This is a genomic window from Nocardia sp. CA-129566 (assembly GCF_050956075.1).
Classification (GTDB): Bacteria; Actinomycetota; Actinomycetes; order Mycobacteriales; family Mycobacteriaceae; genus Nocardia.
Genome location: NZ_CP192085.1, coordinates 282,293 through 301,156, shown reverse-complemented (window position 1 = coordinate 301,156; position 18,864 = coordinate 282,293). Strand labels below are relative to the sequence as shown.

Below are 18,864 nucleotides of genomic sequence, written 5' to 3'. Positions count from 1 at the left end.
GACGAGATTTCGGTTTAGTCGGCGGGTTCAGCGCGGAACCTGCTGAGCCGTGCCGGATTCCAGCTACCAGAGGGGGCGCAGATGCCCGGTACAAGTTGTGGCAGTGACGGCGAGCACGAACTACAGGACAGGTACGGCACACAGGACCGGGCCGAACGCTTCTACCAGGACCAAGTGCTCGATCGGCTGAATCCGACGATGATCGAATTCATCGGCAGAATGGATATGGCCTTCATCGCCACCGCCGATAAACACGGCGAATGCGATGCCAGTTTCCGCGCCGGTCTGCCCGGTTTCCTGCACGTGATCGACGAACGCACGATTGCCTACCCCGAATACCGCGGCAACGGCGTCATGGCCAGCCTCGGCAACATCCTGGAGAACCCGCACGTAGGCATCCTGCTAATCGATTTCGTCCAGGACCTGATCGGACTGCACATCAACGGCTCGGCCCGCATCGTCGACGATCCCGCACTGCGCCGCACCGTGCCCGAACTCCCGCACAGCGTCAAAGGACGCGCCGCAGAGCGCTGGGTGGTGGTCGATGTGGAGGAGGCCTACATCCACTGCCGCAAACACATTCCGCATCTGGTACCCGCGGCAGGGGAACAGCGGGAATGGGGCACCGACAGTGTGCGTGCGAAGGGTGGGGACTACTTCGGCGCGAAGGCGCAGGCCAATGGCGAGGTCCTGGTTCCGCGCTGATCCGGCGGGCGCCCTCAGCGGAGCTTGAAGATGACCGCGCGCTGGACGACGAAGTTGATGACCGTGGCCGTGCCCTGGGCAATGACGAAGGCGAGCGGCTGGCGCCACCAGTCGCCGGGGAGGGTGGCGTAGAGCACCTGGTTGATGCCGACCTGAACGGCGAAGGTGACCGCATACAGGAGCACCACCGCGATGAACCGGGCGCGGCTCGGCGGAGCCCGGAAGGTCCAGCGGCGATTGATCAGATAGGCGGTGGTGGTGCCCGCGATGAAACTGATCGACTTGGCGACGCTGACCGGCAGGCCGATCAGATTCAGCAGGAAGCTGTAGATGCCGTAGTCGACGACGGCCGACAGGCCGCCGGTGAGGGTGAAGCGGACGATCTGGGTCTTCAGGTCGACGTCGGTTCCGCCCGGCTCGTCGACCAGCGGCAGTTCGGCCGGGAGCGGCAGGTGGGGTTCGGCATGCACGCCGACGAGCGTAACGGCGTGACGCGCAACACGCGGACCGAGCATCGGTTGGACATTTGTCCGGCGCGATCGAACCCATGTCGGACCTCACATACTGGGGAGTACGGCGACGCCGACCGGATATCGGCTCATGCATGTAGCCTCTATGCCGATGTCCACGAAAGCTCCGACCGCCACCACAACCGGTAACTCCGGCAATGTCACCGACGGCACCTTCACGCTGCCGACGCGGACCAAGGCATTGACCGGGTGGGGTCGCACCGCACCAACATCTTCCGAAGTGCTCTCGACCAGCGATCCCGAACTGATCGCCAAGGCCGTCGCCATGGTCGCCGAGGACAACGACTCCAAGCCGGCCCATCTGCGCCGCGGCATCATCGCGCGCGGATTGGGACGCTCCTATGGCGATCACGCGCAGAACGCGGGCGGCCTCGTCGTCGATATGACGGCGCTGAACAATATCCACCGGATCGACCGGGACACCCGGATCGTCGACGTGGACGGCGGCGTCAGCCTGGACCAGCTCATGAAGGCGGCACTGCCGTTCGGGCTGTGGGTTCCGGTGCTGCCCGGCACCCGCCAGGTGACGATCGGCGGCGCCATCGCCTCCGATATCCACGGCAAGAACCACCACAGCGAGGGCAGCTTCGGCAACCACGTGCGCTCGATCGATCTGCTCACCGCCGACGGGCAGGTGCAGCACATCACCCCCAAGCGCAATGCCAAGCTGTTCTGGGCGACCGTCGGCGGCAACGGACTCACCGGCATCATCCTGCGCGCGACCATCGAGATGGCGCCCACCGAGACGGCGTACTTCCTCAATGACGGCGTGAAGACCACCACGCTCGATGAGACCATCGCCGCGCACAGCGACGGCAGCGAGGCGAACTACACCTACTCGAGCGCGTGGTTCGATGTGATCAGTCCGCTGCCGAAGCTCGGCCGGGCCACCATCACCCGCGGCCGCCTCGCCAAGGTCGACGAACTGCCCAAGCGATTGCAGCGCAAGCCACTGAAATTCGATGCGCCCCAACTCATGACGGTTCCGGATATCTTCCCGAACTGGACCATGAACAAGCTGACGCTGATGTCCATCGGCGAGGCGTACTATCGGATGGGCGGCAACTACACCGGCAAGGTGCAGAATCTGACGCAGTTCTACCACCCGCTCGACATGATCGCGGAGTGGAACCGTGGCTATGGTTCCAATGGCTTCCTGCAGTACCAGTTCGTGGTGCCGACCGAGGCGGTCGAGGAATTCAAGCGGATCATCATCGATATCCAGGCCTCCGGGCACTACTCGGCGCTCAACGTTTTCAAGCTGTTCGGACCGGGTAATCCGGCACCGCTGAGCTTCCCGATGCCGGGCTGGAACATCTGCGTCGACTTCCCGATCAAGCCGGGGCTGAACGAGCTGGTGAGCGAGTTGGACCGCCGCGTCATGGAGTTCGGCGGGCGGCTGTACACCGCGAAGGATTCGCGCACCACCGCGGAGACCTTCCACCAGATGTACCCCCGGATCGACGAGTGGATCAAGATCCGCCGCAGCGTCGATCCCACAGGCGTATTCATGTCCGATATGGCGAGAAGGCTGGAGCTCCAGTGATTAATGCCGTAGGCAACCCGCAGACCATCCTGCTGCTGGGCGGAACCTCGGAGATCGGCTTGGCGATCTGCGCCGAGTACCTGCGCAAGAGTCCGGCGCGCATCATCCTGGCCGCACTGCCGGGTGATCCGCTGCGCGAGGACGCCGTCGCCGAGATGAAGGCGGCGGGCGCGACCCAGGTCGATGTCATCGACTTCGACGCGCTCGATACCGAAAGCCACCCGAAGGTGATCGACGCGGCCTGGGACGGCGGCGACGTGGATGTCGCCGTTGTCGCCTTCGCACTGGACGGCGATCCGGAAGAGCTGTGGCAGAACCAGCGCAAGGCCGTGCAGGTCGCCGGGGTCAACTACACCGCGGCGGTTTCGGTAGGCGTGCTGGTCGGCGAGAAGATGAAGAAGCAGGGCTTCGGGCGGATCATCGCCATGTCCTCGGTGGCCGGTGAGCGGGTGCGCCGCTCGAACTTCGTCTACGGGTCGACCAAGGCCGGACTGGACGGGTTCTACCTCGGCCTCGGCGAGGCGCTGCGCCCGCACGGCCCGCGGGTGCTGGTCATCCGGCCGGGCATGGTGCGGACCAGGTTCTCGGCGCACGTCAAAGAGGCTCCGCTGACCGTCAACAAGGAAGACATCGCGGCCCTGGCGGTTTCGGCATCGCAGCGGGGTAAGGAGCTGGTCTGGGCACCGGGCACCTTCCGCCTGGTCATGATGATCCTGCGCCATATCCCGCGCCCGATCTTCCGCAAGCTGCCCATCTGATCTCCCCGAGCCGCACCTCGTTTCCCGCGCACGCCTTGCGCGGGAAACGAGGTGCGGCTCGTCTGTATCCGCAACACGCGGTTCCGTGGCAGCCCAGAGCCGACGTCGACATGAAGTCCGGTAGCAGCGCACGCCGCGGCGCCATTTCGGTGGATACCATCGTCGCGGTTCGTCGGGACCGGTCGATGCGGCATTCGCCACCCTGCCCGTGCGAGTGGCCGGGCGGCGTGGCAAGTTCGGAGCCGACCTCGAGCCGTCGCATTGTCGAAGGAGCACTCCGTTGAGCACAGTCACGGCAGAACGCGTCGAGCACTCCGCACCGGAGCGCGGACGTGGGGCGCTGCTGGTCCGGCATATCGGCTCCGGGGTGGGTGAAGCGGTGCTGGCCGCCGCGGTCGCGACGGTGGTGGCCGCCATTGGGCTGGTGGCGTTTTCGATGGTGCAGTGGCCAGCGTTCAACTCGTCCAATGTGACCCGTGCGCTGACCACGGTCGGACAGGTCGGGGCCGCGGTGCTGCTGGGGGTGGCGATCTGGCTGGTGCGGGCGCGGCGGTGGCCCTGGGTGGCGAAGGCGCTGTCGTGGGTGGGGATTTCGACGTTCGTCACAGTGACGCTCGGAATGCCGCTGGCGGCGACCAAGCTGTATCTGTTCGGCGTCTCGGTGGATCAGGAGTTCCGCACCGAATATCTGACGCGGCTGACCGATGGCGCGGCACTGCACGATATGACCTACGCCGACCTGCCCCCGTTCTATCCCGCCGGCTGGTTCTGGATCGGCGGTCGGGTGGCGAATGTGCTCGGAATGGACGGCTGGGAGGCGTTCAAGCCGTATGCGATCGGGTCGCTCGCGGTCGTCGCGGTCATCGCATACGTCTTGTGGTCCAAGCTGATTCGCGCCGACTGGGCGATCGGGGTCAGCGCGGCGACGACGGCCGTGACGGTGGCATACGCGTCGCCGGAGGCCTACAGCGCGGTCATCGTGCTGCTGCTGCCGCCCGCGCTCGTGCTCGCATGGGGTGCGCTGTACCGACCGCTCGAGGTGACCAGCGCCCCGGCTTCAGGTATCGAGGGGGCGACCGGCGGTACTGCCGTCTTTGGTCATGCTGCCGCACCGGGTACCGATGACGCCGCAGTATCGGATGGCGCGGCTGCGTCAGGCGACGAAAGCACTAGTGACCGTGCTGCGGATCGCGCCGAAACGGCCGGAGGCTGGGGTGCGGTGCTGGGCGCCGGTCTGTTCCTCGGGATGGCGGCCTCGTTCTACACGCTGTACTTCGTGGTGGCGGCCTTCGCGGTCGGGCTGATGGGTCTGGTCTCGGCGGGGCTCGCGGTGCGGGCGGCGAACCGTTCTCGGCGCGGCGCTGGATCGGGTTCGGTGTGGCGGGCGGCGGTGCCGCCGCTGGCGCGGCTGGTGGTGATCGGAGCGGTCGCGGGTGTGGTGGCGCTGATCGTATGGCTGCCCTTCGTATTGAAGATGCTCGGCGGCACGATGCCGAGTTCGGGGACGGCGTTCCACTATCTGCCGGAGGGTGGGGCGCAGTTGCCGCTGCCGATGGCGGAGTTCTCGCTGCCGGGCGCCTTCTTCCTGCTCGGGACCGCGTGGCTGGTGCTGCGGGCCGGATCGTCGCGGCGGGCGCAGGCGCTCGGTATCGGTGTGGTGGCTATCTACCTGTGGTGTCTGCTGTCGATGACGGCGACCGCGGCGGGTACGACATTGCTCTCGTTCCGGCTGACGCCCGTGCTCGAGGTGCTGCTCGCGGCGGCCGGCGCCTTCGGTTTCGTCGAGGGCGCGCGGGAGGCCTACCGGGCATTGAACGAGCCGGGACGGTTCAAGATCGCCGTGGTTGTGATCGCCGTCGTCGGCGCGCTCGCCTTCACCCAGGACATCCCGCGGGTGCTCGAGCCGGAGATCACCACCGCCTACACCGATACCGACGGCCATGGCGAGCGCGCCGACAAGCGGGCTCCCGGCGCGGCGGCGTACTACCGCGAGATCGATGCGGCACTGCTCGCACAGACCGGCAGGGCGCGCTCGGATTCGGTCGTGCTCACCGCCGATACGAGCTTCCTTTCCTTCTACCCGTACTACGGTTTCCAGGCGCTCACCTCGCACTACGCCAACCCGCTCGCCGATTTCGCCGGCCGCGCCGCGACCATCGAGGCCTGGAGCAAGCTGGAATCCCCCACCGCGCTGGTCGATGCGCTCGCCAAGAGTCCATGGCGCGCACCGGACGCCTTCCTCTTCCGCAGCAGCGGTGACGACTACACCCTGCGCCTGGCCAAGGACGTCTACCCCAACGACCCCAATGTGAAGCGCTACACGGTGAGTTTCCCCAAGCGACTGTTCGCGGACCCGCACTTCACCACCACCGATATCGGCCCGTTCACCTTGGTCGTGGTCAATCGCTGACCCGCTCTGTCCATGAGCGCTATCGCTCCGGACGGTTTCGTCGTCGACGCATGATTACGCGAGGACATGGGTAACTTGCCGGGGACCGGCCAACCGAACAGCCATCGACCGACGGCAGCGTCGCGGCATTCGAGCGCAGCTGTTGCCGGGCGGCACACAGGGTTGTTGGGTACGGTGGACGGCCGATCTGACCAGATACGGGAGAAGTTTGTTTTGCGGATCGAGGCACCACCAGCAGTAGGCGTCGTCACCTGGGGATCGACACCGGCTGGCGGGGCCGGACCTGATCAGCGAACGGCCGAGCCGACCCGCAGACGGATCCGGGTCGGCCGGAGTGATCTGGTGGTCTCGGTGGGCTGTCTGGCGCTGGCCGTCACGGTGCTCTCGGGGCAGTGGCGCAATACCCACAGCGGGTATCTGATCAAGAGTGGTCAGGACCAGACCATGTGGGAGTGGTTCTTCGCGGTCACCGCCCATTCGGTGGCGCATCTGGAGAATCCGCTCGGCACGAATCTGCAGAACTTCCCGGCCGGGGTGAACATGATGGCCAATACCGCCATGTTCGGGGTCGGGGTGCCGTTGACGCCGGTCACGCTGCTGTTCGGGCCGACGGTCACCTTCGTGCTCGTGCTCACGCTCGGGCTCGCCAGCACCGCCATCGCCTGGTACTGGCTGTTCTCGCGGGAGTTGGTGCGGTCCCGGCTCGCCGCCGCGATCGGCGGAGTGTTCTGTGGTTTCGCGCCCGCGATGATCTCGCACGCCAATGCGCACCCGAATTTCGTCCTGCTGGTACTGCTGCCGGTCATCGCCCTGCTGCTGATCCGGATCGCGCGCCGAGCGGCGGCCACCGATCCGGATCCGGATCCGGCCGATGACACCGGCGCGAGCAGCACAAAGACCAAGCCGCGCAGGCGCGTTCGCGATGCGGTCGCACTCGGTCTGCTGGTCGCGACGCAGATCGCACTCGGTGAGGAGCCGCTGCTGATCTTCGCGCTCGCCTTCGGGCTGTTCGCCGTCGTGTACTACCTGCACACACCGCGCACCGGCTGGCGGGTGCTGCGCGCGGTCACGCCGACCGTCGCATTGGCGGCGGTGATCACCCTGATGCTCACCGAGATTCCGCTGTGGTGGCAGTTCTTCGGGCCGCAGAGTTATCGCTCGATCGATCACGGACCGATGGGCAACGATCTCAAGGCGATCGTGCAGTTCCCCTCCGAATCGCTGGGTGGACTGTTCGCGCCGGGACAGTACGTGGCCATCAACGACACCGAGCAGAACGCCTACTTCGGCTGGCCGCTGTTGCTATTGCTGATCGTGACGGTCGCGCTGCTGTGGCGTGACCGGGTGGTCCGGTCCGCGGCCGCGGTGATCGTGGTCTTCGGTGTGCTGTCACTGGGTGCGGTGGCCATGTTGGGCAAGCAGTCGACCGGAATCGAATTGCCATGGCAGTGGGCCGAAAAGATCCCGCTGCTCAATACCGTGCTGGAGACCCGGCTGACCATGGCGGCCATCCCGGCCATCGCGGCGGTGCTGGCGCTGGCGACCCAGCGGGCGCTCACATGGTGGCGGCGGTCACCGGTCGATTGGCGGCCGCTGGCCTGGTTCGCGGCGATGGCCCTTGCGCTGGTTCCGCTCGCCCCGACGATCCTTCCGGTGATCGAGCGCGCGCCCACGCCGGAGTTCTTCGCCGACGGGACCGTGCGGCAGTACGTGAGCCGCGGTTCGGTCGTCCTGGTGCCGCCGCCGCGCCCTCCCGAGGCGCAGGCGCTGCGCTGGCAGGCCGACGCGGATTTCGACTTCCCGCTCGCCGGAGGCTATTTCGTCGGCCCGACCGGCGCGAACAAGAAGGGCATCTACGGACCGGACTTCCGCCCGACCACCGCCCTACTGGTCCGCGCCCAGGACACCGGCGGCGTCCCGACCATCGATGCCGAGACGCGCGCGCAGGCATTGGACGATCTGCGCTTCTGGGAGGCCGACGTGGTCGTCCTGCCCGCGACCAAGAACTCCGAGGTGCTGCGCACCACCATGACCCAACTGCTCGGCTTCGCGCCGCGACAGGTCGATGACGTGTGGCTCTGGGACGTTCGGCCACTGCGCTAGCCAGGGGTGCGGAGCATGGATCATCTCGGTGGCGCGGAGCACCGGCGGGGGTGGTTAGCATGGTCCCTCGTGCGACCGGACCGAACTTCTGCGGCGTTCACCCGCAACCGCTTGATCGCCCTCGTCTCCGGACTTCTCGGATTCGTACTGGCGCTGCTGACACCGTTGCTCCCGGTGAAACAGGACCAGGCCGCGCTCGACTGGCCGCAGGCGGGCAGCGCCAATGTCGAGGCCCCGCTGGTGTCGTATGTGCCGCTACGGCTCGATGCGACGCTGCCGTGCTCGGTGATCACCGCCGCCGGGCCGGGCACGGTGCTGTCGACCATTCCGTTCGCCTCGGGTCAAGCCAGCGCCAAGGGGCTGGTCGTCTCGGTCGCCGATGGGACGCTCTCGGTGCTGCTGCGCGATGTTCCGCTGCTGTCGGCGCCCGTCGCGGAGATCGCCGGATGCGAGGCCGTCACCATCGACTCGACGGCGGCGGCGTCCACGGTCGAATTCGTCGGCGCGAAACGCCAGGACGGTACCCCGTTCCGCAATGCCGTCACCCGTGATATCCGCCCGCAGGTGGTCGGGGTCTTCACCGATCTGGACGCCGGGAAGCTCGATGGCGCGAAGCTGCACGCCGATATCGACTCGCGCTTCTCCTCGACGCCGTCGGTACTGAAGCTCGGAGCCATGATCGCCGCGGCGATCTGCACGATCATCGCGCTGATCGCATTGCATCTGCTCGACAATGCCGATGGACGCCGAGCCCGGCGCTTCCTGCCCGCGCACTGGTGGCGGTTCACCCTGGCCGATGCCGCGGTGCTCGGCATTCTGGTGCTGTGGCACTTCATCGGCGCCAATACCTCCGACGACGGCTACATCCTGAATATGGCCCGTGTCTCCGAGCATTCCGGGTACATGGCCAACTACTACCGGTGGTTCGCGGTGCCCGAGGCGCCGTTCGGCTGGTCCTACGAGGTACTGGCCTGGATGACCAAGATCTCCGACGCCAGCCCGTGGATGCGGCTGCCGACGCTGGCCGCCGGAATCGTGTGCTGGATGGTGATCAGCCGAGAGGTGCTGCCGCGCTTGGGCGCTCGGGTGCGCAGGCACAAGGTCGCGCTGTGGACGGCCGGTCTGGTCTTCCTGGCCTTCTGGCTGCCCTATGACAACGGACTGCGCCCCGAACCGCTGATCGCCGCGGGCGCGCTGCTGACCTGGTGCTCGATCGAACGGGCGATTGCCACCGGGCGGCTGCTGCCCGCCGCGGTCGGTGTGCTGATCGCGGCATTCTCGTTGGCGGCCGGTCCGACCGGGCTCATCTGTGTCGCGGCGCTGATCGCGGGGTCGCGGCCGATGCTGCAGATCATTATCCGGCGGGCACGCGATGCCGCGGGGACCCTGGCCGGTGCCGAGCAGGGGCCCGCTTCGGTTGGGAGCGCGGGCACGTCGAGCTCCGAGCCACGGACTGCCGCCGCGACGGCCGATCACAGTACCTCGCGTCTGGCCTCCGTCTTCCGGTACGCGGCCCTGCTCGCGCCGGGACTCGCGGCCGGAACTCTCGTGCTGGTCGTGGTTTTCGCCGATCAGACGCTGGCGACGGTCATGGAAGCGACCCGGGTGCGCACCCTCGTCGGGCCGAATGTGGCCTGGTTCGACGAACGGACGCGCTGGGATTCGCTGTTGATGCTCTCGCCGGACGGATCGCTGGCCCGGCGCTTCGGTGTGCTGATCATGCTGCTGTGCCTGCTGGTCTGTGTGCTGCAGGTGCTGCGGAAGGGACGGATTCCCGGCACGTCGCGTGGGCCATCGGTGCGGATTCTCGGCATCGTCTTCGCCTCGCTGCTGCTGATGATGTTCACCCCGACCAAGTGGACCCACCACTTCGGCGTGTACGCCGGGCTGGCCGGGTCATTGGCCGCGCTCGCGGCGGTCGCGGTCGGCACCAACGGGATTCGCTCGCCGCGCAACCGGGCACTGTTCGCGGCGGCGGTGCTGTTCCTGTTGGCGATCACCTTCACCGGATCCAACGGCTGGTGGTACGTCTCCAGTTATGGTGTGCCGTGGTGGGACAAGGCGCCGCTGATCGCGGGTAAGGGGCTTTCCACGCTGTTCCTCGGGCTCAGCGCGATTGCGCTGGTGGTCGCGGTGTGGCTGCACTATCGCGAGCCCTACCGCGAGAAGTCCGATGCGCCGGGTCGTTTCGAGCGCTATGCCTCGGCGCCGTTGACCATCGCGGCCGCGCTGCTCGTGCTGTTCGAGGTCGCCTCGCTGGCCAAGGCGGCGGTCACGCAGTATCCGGCGTACTCGATCGCGAAGTCGAATCTCCAATCGCTGAGCGGAAATACCTGCGCGCTCGCCAATGAGGTGCTGGTGGAGACCGATACCGCAGACTCACAGCTGCTCCCCTACACCGGCTCCCCCGCCGATGGACTGTCCGCCGAATCGAAGGGATTCACCGCGAACGGGGTGGCCGCCGACCTCACCGCCGATGCCGAGGAGACGGTGACCGGCGGTGCGAATTCGGTCAATAAGGATTCGAAGAACAAGACCACCAACACTACCGGTGCGGGCACCGGCGGCGGCACCAGTCGGCAGGCCGGTGTCAACGGCAGCACCGTGGCCTTGCCCTTCGGACTGGATCCGGCGCGCACCCCGATCATGGGTAGCTATCAGGAGAACGAGCAGCAGCAGGCCAAGCTGACCTCACAGTGGTACCGGCTCGATCTGACCGACAGCATGCGCAACGACCCGGCCTATCGGGTGCTCGCCATTACCGCGGCGGGCCGGATCCGCTCGATCGATGCCGACGGTGTGCTCACCTACGGGCAGGAATTGCACCTGGAGTACGGCGTGCGCGGGCCGGACGGTGAGGTGAAGACGCTCGGTTCGGTCGATCCGCTCGATATCGGGCCCGCCCCGTCCTGGCGCAATCTCCGCGTGCCACTGGACAAGTTGCCCACCGAGGTCAATGCGGTGCGGCTGGTCGCGGTCGACAACGACATCACCAAGAAGCAGTGGCTGGCCGTCACCCCGCCCCGGCTGCCCAAGCTGGCCACCCTGAATTCCGTTGTCGGCCGGACCGATCCGGTCCTGCTCGACTGGCATGTCGGCCTCGCCTTCCCCTGTCAGCGCCCGTTCGACCACCACGACGGCGTCGCCGAGGTCCCGAACTGGCGCATCCTGCCCGACCGCGTCGGCTCCGACGCCTCCAATGCCTGGCAGGACGATATCGGCGGCGGCCCCCTCGGCTGGACCGGTCTACTCCTGAAATCCCAAACCATCCCCACCTACCTCGACCACGACTGGTCCCGAGACTGGGGCTCCCTCGAACACTTCACCCCCTACGCCCCCACCGCCGAACCTGCGACCATCGCGACCACCGTCGCAACGGTCAACGGCTGGAAGAAATCGGACCCGATCCGAGCCCGATAGCCCACTGCGCGGTGGGCACCGGCACTGATCGGCATTTCACACCAGCGGGTGAGTCAACTTCTTTCGGCCTGAATACAATTCGATGGGCTAAGGGATGTCCCCGAGCCCATAACGTCGACCCTAGTAGGTGAGTGCCTGCTGGATGCGGCCCGCGACGGAGCGCTCAGTCGACCAGGTCGCTGGGATCGGTATTGGCTCCACACAGCACGACACCGATTCGTTCACCGTCGCGTGGCTGGTACGCCCGGGTAGCCAGCGCCGCCAAGCCGGTCGCCGAGCCGTGTTCGACGACGAGTCGATGCCGCTCCCACAGCTGTCGGCGGGCCCGTATGATCGCTGCGTCGTCGACGACCACCGAGCGCACGTCCGTGGCCTTGGCCCAGGCCAGCGCGGCAGCGGAAACCCTTGGCGCGCCGAGAGAATCGGCCGCGATGGAATCCACGTCCACGTCGAGCACCGCGCCGGCAGCCAATGCGGCATTGAGCGCCCGGCTGCCATCGGGTTCCGTCCCGACCACGCGAATGCCGAAATGGTCGGCGACCGCGGCGATTCCGGAGAACATGCCGCCCGCGCCGACCGCGAGGACGATTGTGTCCAACCCAGCCACCGCGTCGACGAATTCGAGCAGGATGGTGCCCGCACCGGCCGAGGTCAGGTTGTCGTCGTAGGTGTAGGCGTCGATCGCGCCGGTGCTCGCCATGAACTCGTGGGCGGATTCCCTCGCATGGTCCTGCGTCTCGCCTGCCAACCGAACCTCGGCGCCCAACGCACGCAGCCGCGCTATCTTGGCCCGAGGCGTTGCACCCGCCAGGAACACCGTCGCCCGCACGTCGAACACCCTTGCCGCCCAAGCGAATCCGATATCGGCATTGGCGCCGGTAGCGGACACGATACCGGCATCGGGCATGGTCGCGGTTTCGATCAGTTCCGCCATCAGGTTGGCCGCGCCGCGGGCCTTGAAAGAACCGGTGTGCTGCAGGAATTCGAGTCCCAGGAAGATTTCGGCGCCGCCCGTCTCGGTCGACGGCCGGAGGGAACCGGCCGCCTGCTCGTCCTCCGATTGCCTGCCCATGGGCGCGATGGTCAGGGGCCGGACTACACCGGCAATACGTGCGGCGGCCGCCTCGACCTCGCCATAGGTGGGAGTGCGCATCCGACGGTTCTCCTCATCGATCACAGGTTTCCGTCGACGCTGCCGGGTCCCGGCAAGACCCGGCATGATCGCACATGCCCTCATCTCAATACCGTCCGGTACTTTAATCGCAGCTCGCCGAGTCGGCACTGTGAGCGGCGAACCGCCGACGCACGCCGCCCTCGGCCCGAATACCCGGGCGAGGGCGGTGTGCGGCCTTCACGAAGTCGCCGTGCCCGCACGCCACCGATCGAGCGCGGCATACGCGGGCTGCCACTGATCGCGGTACGCGGCACGCACCGGCTCCGGCAGCGGGGCCAGCAGCACTTGGACCGTCTGCTCGTCGGCGCCGTCCAGCAGCCACGGAATCAGTTGCGGAGCAGCGGGACCGATGCGACTGCCGTGCACCTGACCGAACGCCTGCCACTGCTCCGGTGTCACGACCGCCTGAATCAGCGGCAATGCCTCGCCCTCCTCGTGCTTCAGGTGCCCGGTCAACCCGGTCACCAAGGCATCGAGCAGACCGCCGAGGCGTTGCGGACCACTGTCGGGATCGGCGAAGGTCGCGTCGATCTGCTCGAGCAGCGGATCGATGACGGCGTGCTCGGCCTCCATGGCGTCCAGTAGTGCCAACTCGTCGGGTCTTTCGGCGAGCGTCTGCCGCATCACCGGCCACAGCGCGTCATCCTCGGCGGTGTGGTGCACCAGAAGGGATTTGGTGAACATTTGCCAACCGGCAGCGGTGGCGAGGATCTTGCGCGGATCGTCGTCGATCCGATCGGCGATCTTGGCGATGTATTCGAGTTCGCGCCGCAGCGCGTTGTGCATGGCGTACATCGTCGTCATGTCGAGGGTCACGGGTTGCTCCTGGTGCAATGGTCTGGATCGGTTCCGCCGATCGAGTCGGCGCTCACGGACGCGCCGCTTCCGGCGGCGGTGCGGAGATCAGGGCGTGCAAGATGCCCCGCCCGATCCGCAAGGTCGCCCGGATCGGATCGGGACTCGGATCGCGGCGCGCTGTCGGCCGCAGCGCCCACGAAGCGGCCGCGAACCCGGCGAGAACCGTTGCGGGCATGGCGAATTTGCGTGGATTGCCGTTCGCCAGGTGCGAGGCCGCGCCGCCCAGATAGACGGCGAGGGATCCGGCGTAGACCCACTCCTTGAGCCGCGGCGTTCCCGGGGCCAGCAGCACTGCGGCCATGGGCAGTTTGCAGATGCCTTGGATCGTCAAGAAATACCTGGGGTAACCCAACTGATCGAAGGTTTCGACCGCGAACGGCTCCCGGGTCAGGTCCCACATGCCGCCTTTGAACATCTCGGCGGCGACCGGCAGGGTCGTCGCCCAGTACGCGGCGGTCCGGATCCGGGACAGTGCGTCTGATCTCGAGTTCTGTGAAGTCATCGTCATCCTCCGCTCAGGCCCAGCTGGCGCCCGCGGGCTCCTTGATGCTGGTGTTGAGGCGGTTGAAGAAGTTGGTCAGCGCAATCATGAGAATGACTGCGGAGAGCTGGTTTTCGTCGTAGTGATCGGCAATCTCGTCCCACACGGCGTCCGGCACGGCATCGTCGGACTTGTCGGCGATCCGGGTGGCGACCTCTGCCAGTAGCAGCGCCGCGCGCTCGCCCGCACTGAACTCGGCGGATTCTCGCCACGCGGCGACGGCGAACAGCTTCTCGTCGCCGACCCCCGCCTTACGACCGCCCGCCAGGTGGGAGTGCACACAGGCGCTGCACCCGTTGATCTGGCTGACCCGCAGTGCAACCAATTCCAGCAGTTCGGCGGAAACTCCGCCCTGATAAGTGGCCTTGTAGAGGGTGTTGATTCCCTTCATCGCGTCCGGCAGGACCATGGCGGGGTTCTTCATGCGAGCGTTCATGTCGGGTGTTCCTTCTGGGGAGTTGATAATTCGAAATCAGTGGTGGACGCGAGCCTGCTGGTCGAGCCAGTCGGCGAAGCTCGGACCGGACAGGACGGCATCCGCCCCGGGGAGTAGAGCGCCGCTCTCGTACAGGTCGCGGTCGGGGTTGGCCGGATCGCTGACCTCCTCGATCGCCCGGTCGTCCCCGCGTCGCGCGATCACCAGCCGGGCCATCTCGGCCAGATATTCGGCACGCGGTCCGGCAATCTCCGGGAACGGGCCGCCTTGGTGCGCCGACCACGCGCCGGTCGCGAATTCGGCCAGCTGTTCGGCGACCGCGCGTGCCGAGACCAGTTGGGTACGCATCTTCGGGATGTAGATCACCGAACCTCGCGCGCCCCACTGCATCATCTGTTCGACGAGCTCGTGGAACTGCGCGGCCCGCAGAATTCGGGTCGGCACCGGGCCCGCCAGCAGTGTCTGCTCGTGCACCAGCTTGGCGGCGTTGTATCCAGCGGTGGAGCCGTCGATGCCGATGATGGACACGGCCACGATCCGCTGCACTCCGGCCGCCTGCGCGGCCGCGTGCAGGTTGCGGGCCGAGGCGGTGAAGAAATCGGTGGCCGCCTGCTGTTCGAACGACGGCGTGCTCGACGCGTCGATCACCGCGGTCGCGCCGTGCAACGCTTCGGCGAGTCCGGCACCGGTGACCACATCCACTCCGGTCGATCGCGATATCGCCACGACCTTGTGCCCTGCTTCGGTGAGCACCTCGACGACGTGACGGCCGAGCCGTCCGGTGGCGCCCGCTACCGCGATCGTGCTGTCCTGCATAGTCATTTCGCTTCCTTCGTGTCGTGCGCATCGTCCGTATGCCGGACCAATGGCCAGTCGATGTCCACTCGTCCGGCCAGGACGAGGTAGTTGTCGAAGATCGCCAGCGCCACGTGCGCGATGACGTCGACGAGTTCGGTAGACGTCAGCTCTGCCTGGGCCGTGGAGAGTTCGTCGTCGGTGATGGCGCCGCGGCGGCGGATCAGTGCCGCCGCGAAGGCCAGGATCGCCGCATATTTCGGATCGTCGGCCGAGCCGAATCGGGCGTCGCTGAGCTCGTCCTCGGTCATCCCCGCGAGGCGGCTGCCGAGGAAGCTGTGCGCCGAAAGGCAGTAGTCACACCCGTGTTCCTGGGCGACCAGCAGCCCGACAGCGGAACGTGCGAACGCCGGCATCTCGCTGCCGCCCAGCGCTTCGGTGAGGGCGACATACCCCCGCAGGGCGGCCGGGCTTTGCGCCATCACCTTGACGTTGTTAGGTGTGACGCCGAACAGCTGCTGGCTGACAGTGAAGAGGTGTCCGGCAGCGTCACCCGCGTTCTCCGGGTCTATCGGGGGCATTTGCGGCATGGGAACAGCGTGTTACGGCCCGTTGATACTTTTGCGATGCCTTCACGATGGGTGTTGTATGGAGCCGAGATGGGTGTGCGTTTTACGGTCCTCGGACCAATGAAAATCGTGGTCGACGGCCGTGAGGCGGCCGCGGCACCGAGACATCGGGCAGTGTTCGCCTATCTCCTGGTCAATGTCGGAAGAGTGTGCAGCGCAGACCGAATCATCGAGGCCATGTGGGGCACCGATCCCCCGGACACCGCGCGCTCGCAGATCCACGCCGCGGTGACGGCGATCCGCAAGATATTGCGCGAAGCGGACGCGGCGCAGGTACTGCAGACCAGATCTGCCGGATACGTTGCGCTGCCGGAGCCGGGGCAGTTCGATCTCGAGGAATTCACCAGCCGGGTCGGTGCCGGCCGATCGCTGGCCGGCACCGACCCCGAGGCCGCGGTGGCGGAACTGCGTGCGACGCTGGCGCTGTGGCACGGCGAGGCGCTCGCCGATCTGAACGCCGACTACGTCGCACCCGCGCGACGCCACCTGCAGGAGAAGCAGTTGGCGGCGTTCGAGCAGTTGACCGAGGTGGAACTCGGGTTGGGCCGGCACGAGGCGGTGCTCGACGAGTTGGCAGCGATGGTCACCGCAAACCCGCTGCGGGAGAAGCTGGCCGGTCAACTGATACTCGCACTGCATCGAGTGGGACGGCAGGTCGATGCGCTCGCCGCCGCACGGTCGTTCCGGACGGCACTCGCGCAGGCGCAGGGTCTGGATCCGGGACGCGCATTCGTCGCGCTGGAGCAGGCAGTGTTGCGTGATGACGGCGAACCGCCCACACCCGTAACGGCACTGGCCGCACGCACCGAACCCGTGCCACGTTGTGCGAACTTCTTGCCGTACGACATACCGGATTTCGCGGGCCGAGGCGCCGAACTCGAACATCTGCTCGCACCACCGGCCGGCACCGGGGCGATCATCTCCACGATCGACGGCATGGCGGGCATCGGCAAGACCGCGCTCGCGGTACACACCGCGCACCGAGTAGCCGACCGATTCCCCGACGGTCAGCTGTTCATCGACCTCCAAGCGCATACGATCGACCGGCAACCGGTCGCGACGGATGCGGCGCTGGAAATCCTGTTGCGCCAAATGGGAATTCCCGCCGAACGCATTCCGCAGACCACCGCCGATCGCGGTGCGCTGTGGCGGTCGGAACTGGCCGGGCGGCGAGTGGTCGCGGTGCTGGACAACGCTGTGGATGCCGATCAGGTCCGGCCGCTGCTGCCCGGTGGGTCGGACAGTCTCATCTTGATAACCAGCAGGCGGCGGCTGGTCAACCTGGATGGCGCTCGGGCATTGTCGGTCGATCCACTGCCCGCGCGCGATGCTGTCGACCTCTTCGACCGGATCGTCGGCGAACGCGCAACCGCCGAACCGCTCGCGGTGCTGGACGTGCTGCACCTGTGCGGGTTCCTGCCATTGGCGGTGCGGATCGCCGCCGCTCGACTGCTGCACCGCCCGCAGTGGACCGTCGGCTATCTGGCGGGGCGGCTGCGTGGGGAGCGGCGCAGGCTGGCCGAATTGTCCACGGCCGAACGGGGTGTCGTTGCCGCGTTCAACCTGTCGTATCGGCAGCTTCGCGCGGACGGGCAGCGGATGTTCCGGCTGCTCGGCCTGCACCCCGGGCGCGACATCGATCCCGGCGCCGCGGCGGCGCTGGCCGATATCTCGGTGGACGACGCCGAAATGCTGTTGGAAGACCTCCTAGACGTTCATGTGATAGCTCAATACGAGCCCGGCCGCTACACCTTCCACGACCTGCTGCGCCAGCATGCCCGCGCCATGGTGTCGGTGGACGAATCCGACGATGCCCGAACCGCCGCGCTGTCACGACTTTTCGACCACTACCTGCACACCGCGCGGGCAGCGGTGGATCTGCTGTTCCCCTACAGCGCCGATCACCGCCAACCGCTGCCGCCCTCCGCGGCCCGGGTGACGCCGCTGGACCACGTCGAGGACGCCGCCGAGTGGCTCGATGCCGAACGTGAGAACCTCGTCACCACTGCCGCTTACGCGTCCGACCACGGTACGCCCGCACACGCCAGAGACACGGCCGAAACCCTACGTCCCTATCTCGACGGCAACTCCCGCCACTCCGACGCCGCACGCTTGCACCAGGTGGCACTGCTGGCGAGCAGGCAGCTGGCCGACTCGATCGGCGAGGCCAGAGCGTTGACCGACCTGGGCTGGGCCTGCTGGCGACGAGGCGATTACGAGTGGGCGACCACGCATTCGCAAGCGGCACTGCGGATTGCCCGCGCCTCCGGGGATCGCTATCAGGAGGCCAGAGCGCTGAACACGCTCGGCAATGTGGCGTGGCGTAAACGCGACTACGACGAGGCCAGGCGCTACCTGCGCGACGCGCTCGATCTCGCCAATCGTCTGGGCAACCGAGTCGGCGAGGCGCATGTGCTCGGCAACCTCGGCATGCTGCTCGGCGCCGACAACAACCAGTACCGCGACGCCCGCGAACATCTCGACCGCGCGCTGGCACTGCACTGCGAGGTGGGCAATCAGCGCGGCCAGGCGTTGGTGCTGAACTATCTGGGATCGCTGTGTCGCCGCAACGACCTGCTGGACCAGGCCAGAGACAACCACTCCCGGGCCCGTGACCTGTATCGGATGCTGGGCAGTCGGGGCGACGAAGCGTCCGCGCTCAACGGCCTCGGCGAGACGGCCTGCACCGCAGGCGATCCTGGCTCAGCCGCCGAGAAGCACAGCACCGCGCTGGCGTTGGCCGACGAGGCATTGAACCTCCCCGAGCGAGCGCGCGCCAACGACGGGCTGGCCCGCGCGTACCGAGATCTCGGCGACGTCGATCGAGCGCGCGAATACGCCGGTATCGCGATGAGCCTGTATGCGGATCTCGGCGTCCCGGAGGCCGACGATATGCGCGCTTTCCTGGATATGCTCGCAGACTCCGATTAGCCCCGATCTCCACGGCGGTCAGAGTCGG

The 18,864-nt window shown here is 67.0% G+C and carries 14 protein-coding genes; 7 read left to right on the top strand and 7 right to left on the bottom strand.

The features are described from left to right. Window positions 1-81 precede the first annotated feature (81 nt). The gene (locus ACQP0C_RS01315; RefSeq protein WP_433729778.1) at window positions 82-705 is read left to right on the top strand and encodes a pyridoxamine 5'-phosphate oxidase family protein; all 624 of its coding nucleotides are present in this window, start codon (window positions 82-84) and stop codon (window positions 703-705) included. 14 nt (window positions 706-719) lie between these two features. Here ACQP0C_RS01315 and ACQP0C_RS01310 read toward each other — a convergent pair whose 3' ends face one another. Beyond that, window positions 720-1,220 carry a GtrA family protein gene (locus tag ACQP0C_RS01310; protein ID WP_433729776.1) on the bottom strand — a complete coding sequence of 167 codons (501 nt, stop codon included), beginning with the start codon at window positions 1,218-1,220 and terminating at the stop codon, window positions 720-722. A gap of 106 nt (window positions 1,221-1,326) precedes the next feature. Here ACQP0C_RS01310 and ACQP0C_RS01305 point away from each other — a divergent pair, with 106 nt between their 5' ends. The 5 genes from ACQP0C_RS01305 to ACQP0C_RS01285 all read left to right on the top strand — a co-directional run bounded on the left by ACQP0C_RS01305 (window position 1,327) and on the right by ACQP0C_RS01285 (window position 11,472). Beyond that, entirely contained in the window at window positions 1,327-2,781 is a 1,455-nt protein-coding gene (locus ACQP0C_RS01305) for an FAD-binding protein (protein ID WP_433729774.1), read from the top strand. Beyond that, window positions 2,778-3,539, top strand: coding sequence for a decaprenylphospho-beta-D-erythro-pentofuranosid-2-ulose 2-reductase (locus ACQP0C_RS01300; RefSeq protein ID WP_433729772.1), 762 nt, complete (start codon window positions 2,778-2,780; stop codon window positions 3,537-3,539). The genes ACQP0C_RS01305 and ACQP0C_RS01300 overlap by 4 nt, the downstream gene beginning before the upstream one ends. Before the next feature lie 340 nt (window positions 3,540-3,879). Then, window positions 3,880-5,949 carry a galactan 5-O-arabinofuranosyltransferase gene (locus ACQP0C_RS01295; protein WP_433734822.1) on the top strand — a complete coding sequence of 690 codons (2,070 nt, stop codon included), beginning with the start codon at window positions 3,880-3,882 and terminating at the stop codon, window positions 5,947-5,949. A 219-nt stretch (window positions 5,950-6,168) separates the two neighbouring features. Beyond that, on the top strand, window positions 6,169-8,052 hold the full coding sequence (locus tag ACQP0C_RS01290) for a glycosyl transferase (protein WP_433734821.1): 1,884 nt from the start codon (window positions 6,169-6,171) through the stop codon (window positions 8,050-8,052). Between the two features lie 69 nt (window positions 8,053-8,121). Continuing rightward, a complete protein-coding gene (locus ACQP0C_RS01285; RefSeq protein WP_433729770.1) occupies window positions 8,122-11,472 on the top strand; it encodes an arabinosyltransferase domain-containing protein in 3,351 nt (1,116 codons plus the stop codon). 163 nt (window positions 11,473-11,635) lie between these two features. Here the strand turns inward: ACQP0C_RS01285 and ACQP0C_RS01280 are convergent, their stop codons facing one another. From ACQP0C_RS01280 to ACQP0C_RS01255, 6 genes are all read right to left on the bottom strand, one after another. Then, entirely contained in the window at window positions 11,636-12,625 is a 990-nt protein-coding gene (locus ACQP0C_RS01280) for a pyridoxal-phosphate dependent enzyme (RefSeq protein WP_433729768.1), read from the bottom strand. A 198-nt stretch (window positions 12,626-12,823) separates the two neighbouring features. Then, window positions 12,824-13,462: a hemerythrin domain-containing protein gene (locus ACQP0C_RS01275; protein ID WP_433729766.1), complete on the bottom strand. Its 639-nt coding sequence runs from the start codon at window positions 13,460-13,462 to the stop codon at window positions 12,824-12,826. A 52-nt stretch (window positions 13,463-13,514) separates the two neighbouring features. After that, window positions 13,515-14,006 (bottom strand): DoxX family protein, encoded by a 492-nt coding sequence (locus ACQP0C_RS01270; RefSeq protein WP_433729764.1) that lies wholly within the window; start codon window positions 14,004-14,006, stop codon window positions 13,515-13,517. Window positions 14,007-14,019: 13 nt separating this feature from the next. After that, window positions 14,020-14,481, bottom strand: coding sequence for a carboxymuconolactone decarboxylase family protein (locus ACQP0C_RS01265; protein WP_433729762.1), 462 nt, complete (start codon window positions 14,479-14,481; stop codon window positions 14,020-14,022). Between the two features lie 36 nt (window positions 14,482-14,517). Further along, window positions 14,518-15,303, bottom strand: a complete 786-nt coding sequence (locus tag ACQP0C_RS01260; protein ID WP_433729760.1) for an SDR family oxidoreductase — start codon at window positions 15,301-15,303, stop codon at window positions 14,518-14,520. Next, window positions 15,300-15,866: a carboxymuconolactone decarboxylase family protein gene (locus ACQP0C_RS01255; RefSeq protein WP_433729758.1), complete on the bottom strand. Its 567-nt coding sequence runs from the start codon at window positions 15,864-15,866 to the stop codon at window positions 15,300-15,302. Before ACQP0C_RS01255 ends, ACQP0C_RS01260 begins: the two co-directional genes overlap by 4 nt. A 99-nt stretch (window positions 15,867-15,965) precedes the next feature. Here ACQP0C_RS01255 and ACQP0C_RS01250 point away from each other — a divergent pair, with 99 nt between their 5' ends. Continuing rightward, on the top strand, window positions 15,966-18,836 hold the full coding sequence (locus ACQP0C_RS01250; RefSeq protein ID WP_433729756.1) for a BTAD domain-containing putative transcriptional regulator: 2,871 nt from the start codon (window positions 15,966-15,968) through the stop codon (window positions 18,834-18,836). The last annotated feature ends 28 nt before the right edge of the window (window positions 18,837-18,864 follow it).

What these genes read in the sequence shown, in the direction of transcription:
- ACQP0C_RS01250 (WP_433729756.1), top strand. Translation starts at nt 15,966, where the DNA reads ATGAAAATCGTGGTCGACGGCCGTGAGGCGGCCGCGGCACCGAGACAT.
- ACQP0C_RS01255 (WP_433729758.1), bottom strand. Translation starts at nt 15,866, where the DNA reads ATGCCGCAAATGCCCCCGATAGACCCGGAGAACGCGGGTGACGCTGCC.
- ACQP0C_RS01270 (WP_433729764.1), bottom strand. Translation starts at nt 14,006, where the DNA reads ATGACTTCACAGAACTCGAGATCAGACGCACTGTCCCGGATCCGGACC.
- ACQP0C_RS01305 (WP_433729774.1), top strand. Translation starts at nt 1,327, where the DNA reads ATGTCCACGAAAGCTCCGACCGCCACCACAACCGGTAACTCCGGCAAT.
- ACQP0C_RS01280 (WP_433729768.1), bottom strand. Translation starts at nt 12,625, where the DNA reads ATGCGCACTCCCACCTATGGCGAGGTCGAGGCGGCCGCCGCACGTATT.
- ACQP0C_RS01260 (WP_433729760.1), bottom strand. Translation starts at nt 15,303, where the DNA reads ATGACTATGCAGGACAGCACGATCGCGGTAGCGGGCGCCACCGGACGG.
- ACQP0C_RS01265 (WP_433729762.1), bottom strand. Translation starts at nt 14,481, where the DNA reads ATGAACGCTCGCATGAAGAACCCCGCCATGGTCCTGCCGGACGCGATG.
- ACQP0C_RS01310 (WP_433729776.1), bottom strand. Translation starts at nt 1,220, where the DNA reads ATGCTCGGTCCGCGTGTTGCGCGTCACGCCGTTACGCTCGTCGGCGTG.
- ACQP0C_RS01315 (WP_433729778.1), top strand. Translation starts at nt 82, where the DNA reads ATGCCCGGTACAAGTTGTGGCAGTGACGGCGAGCACGAACTACAGGAC.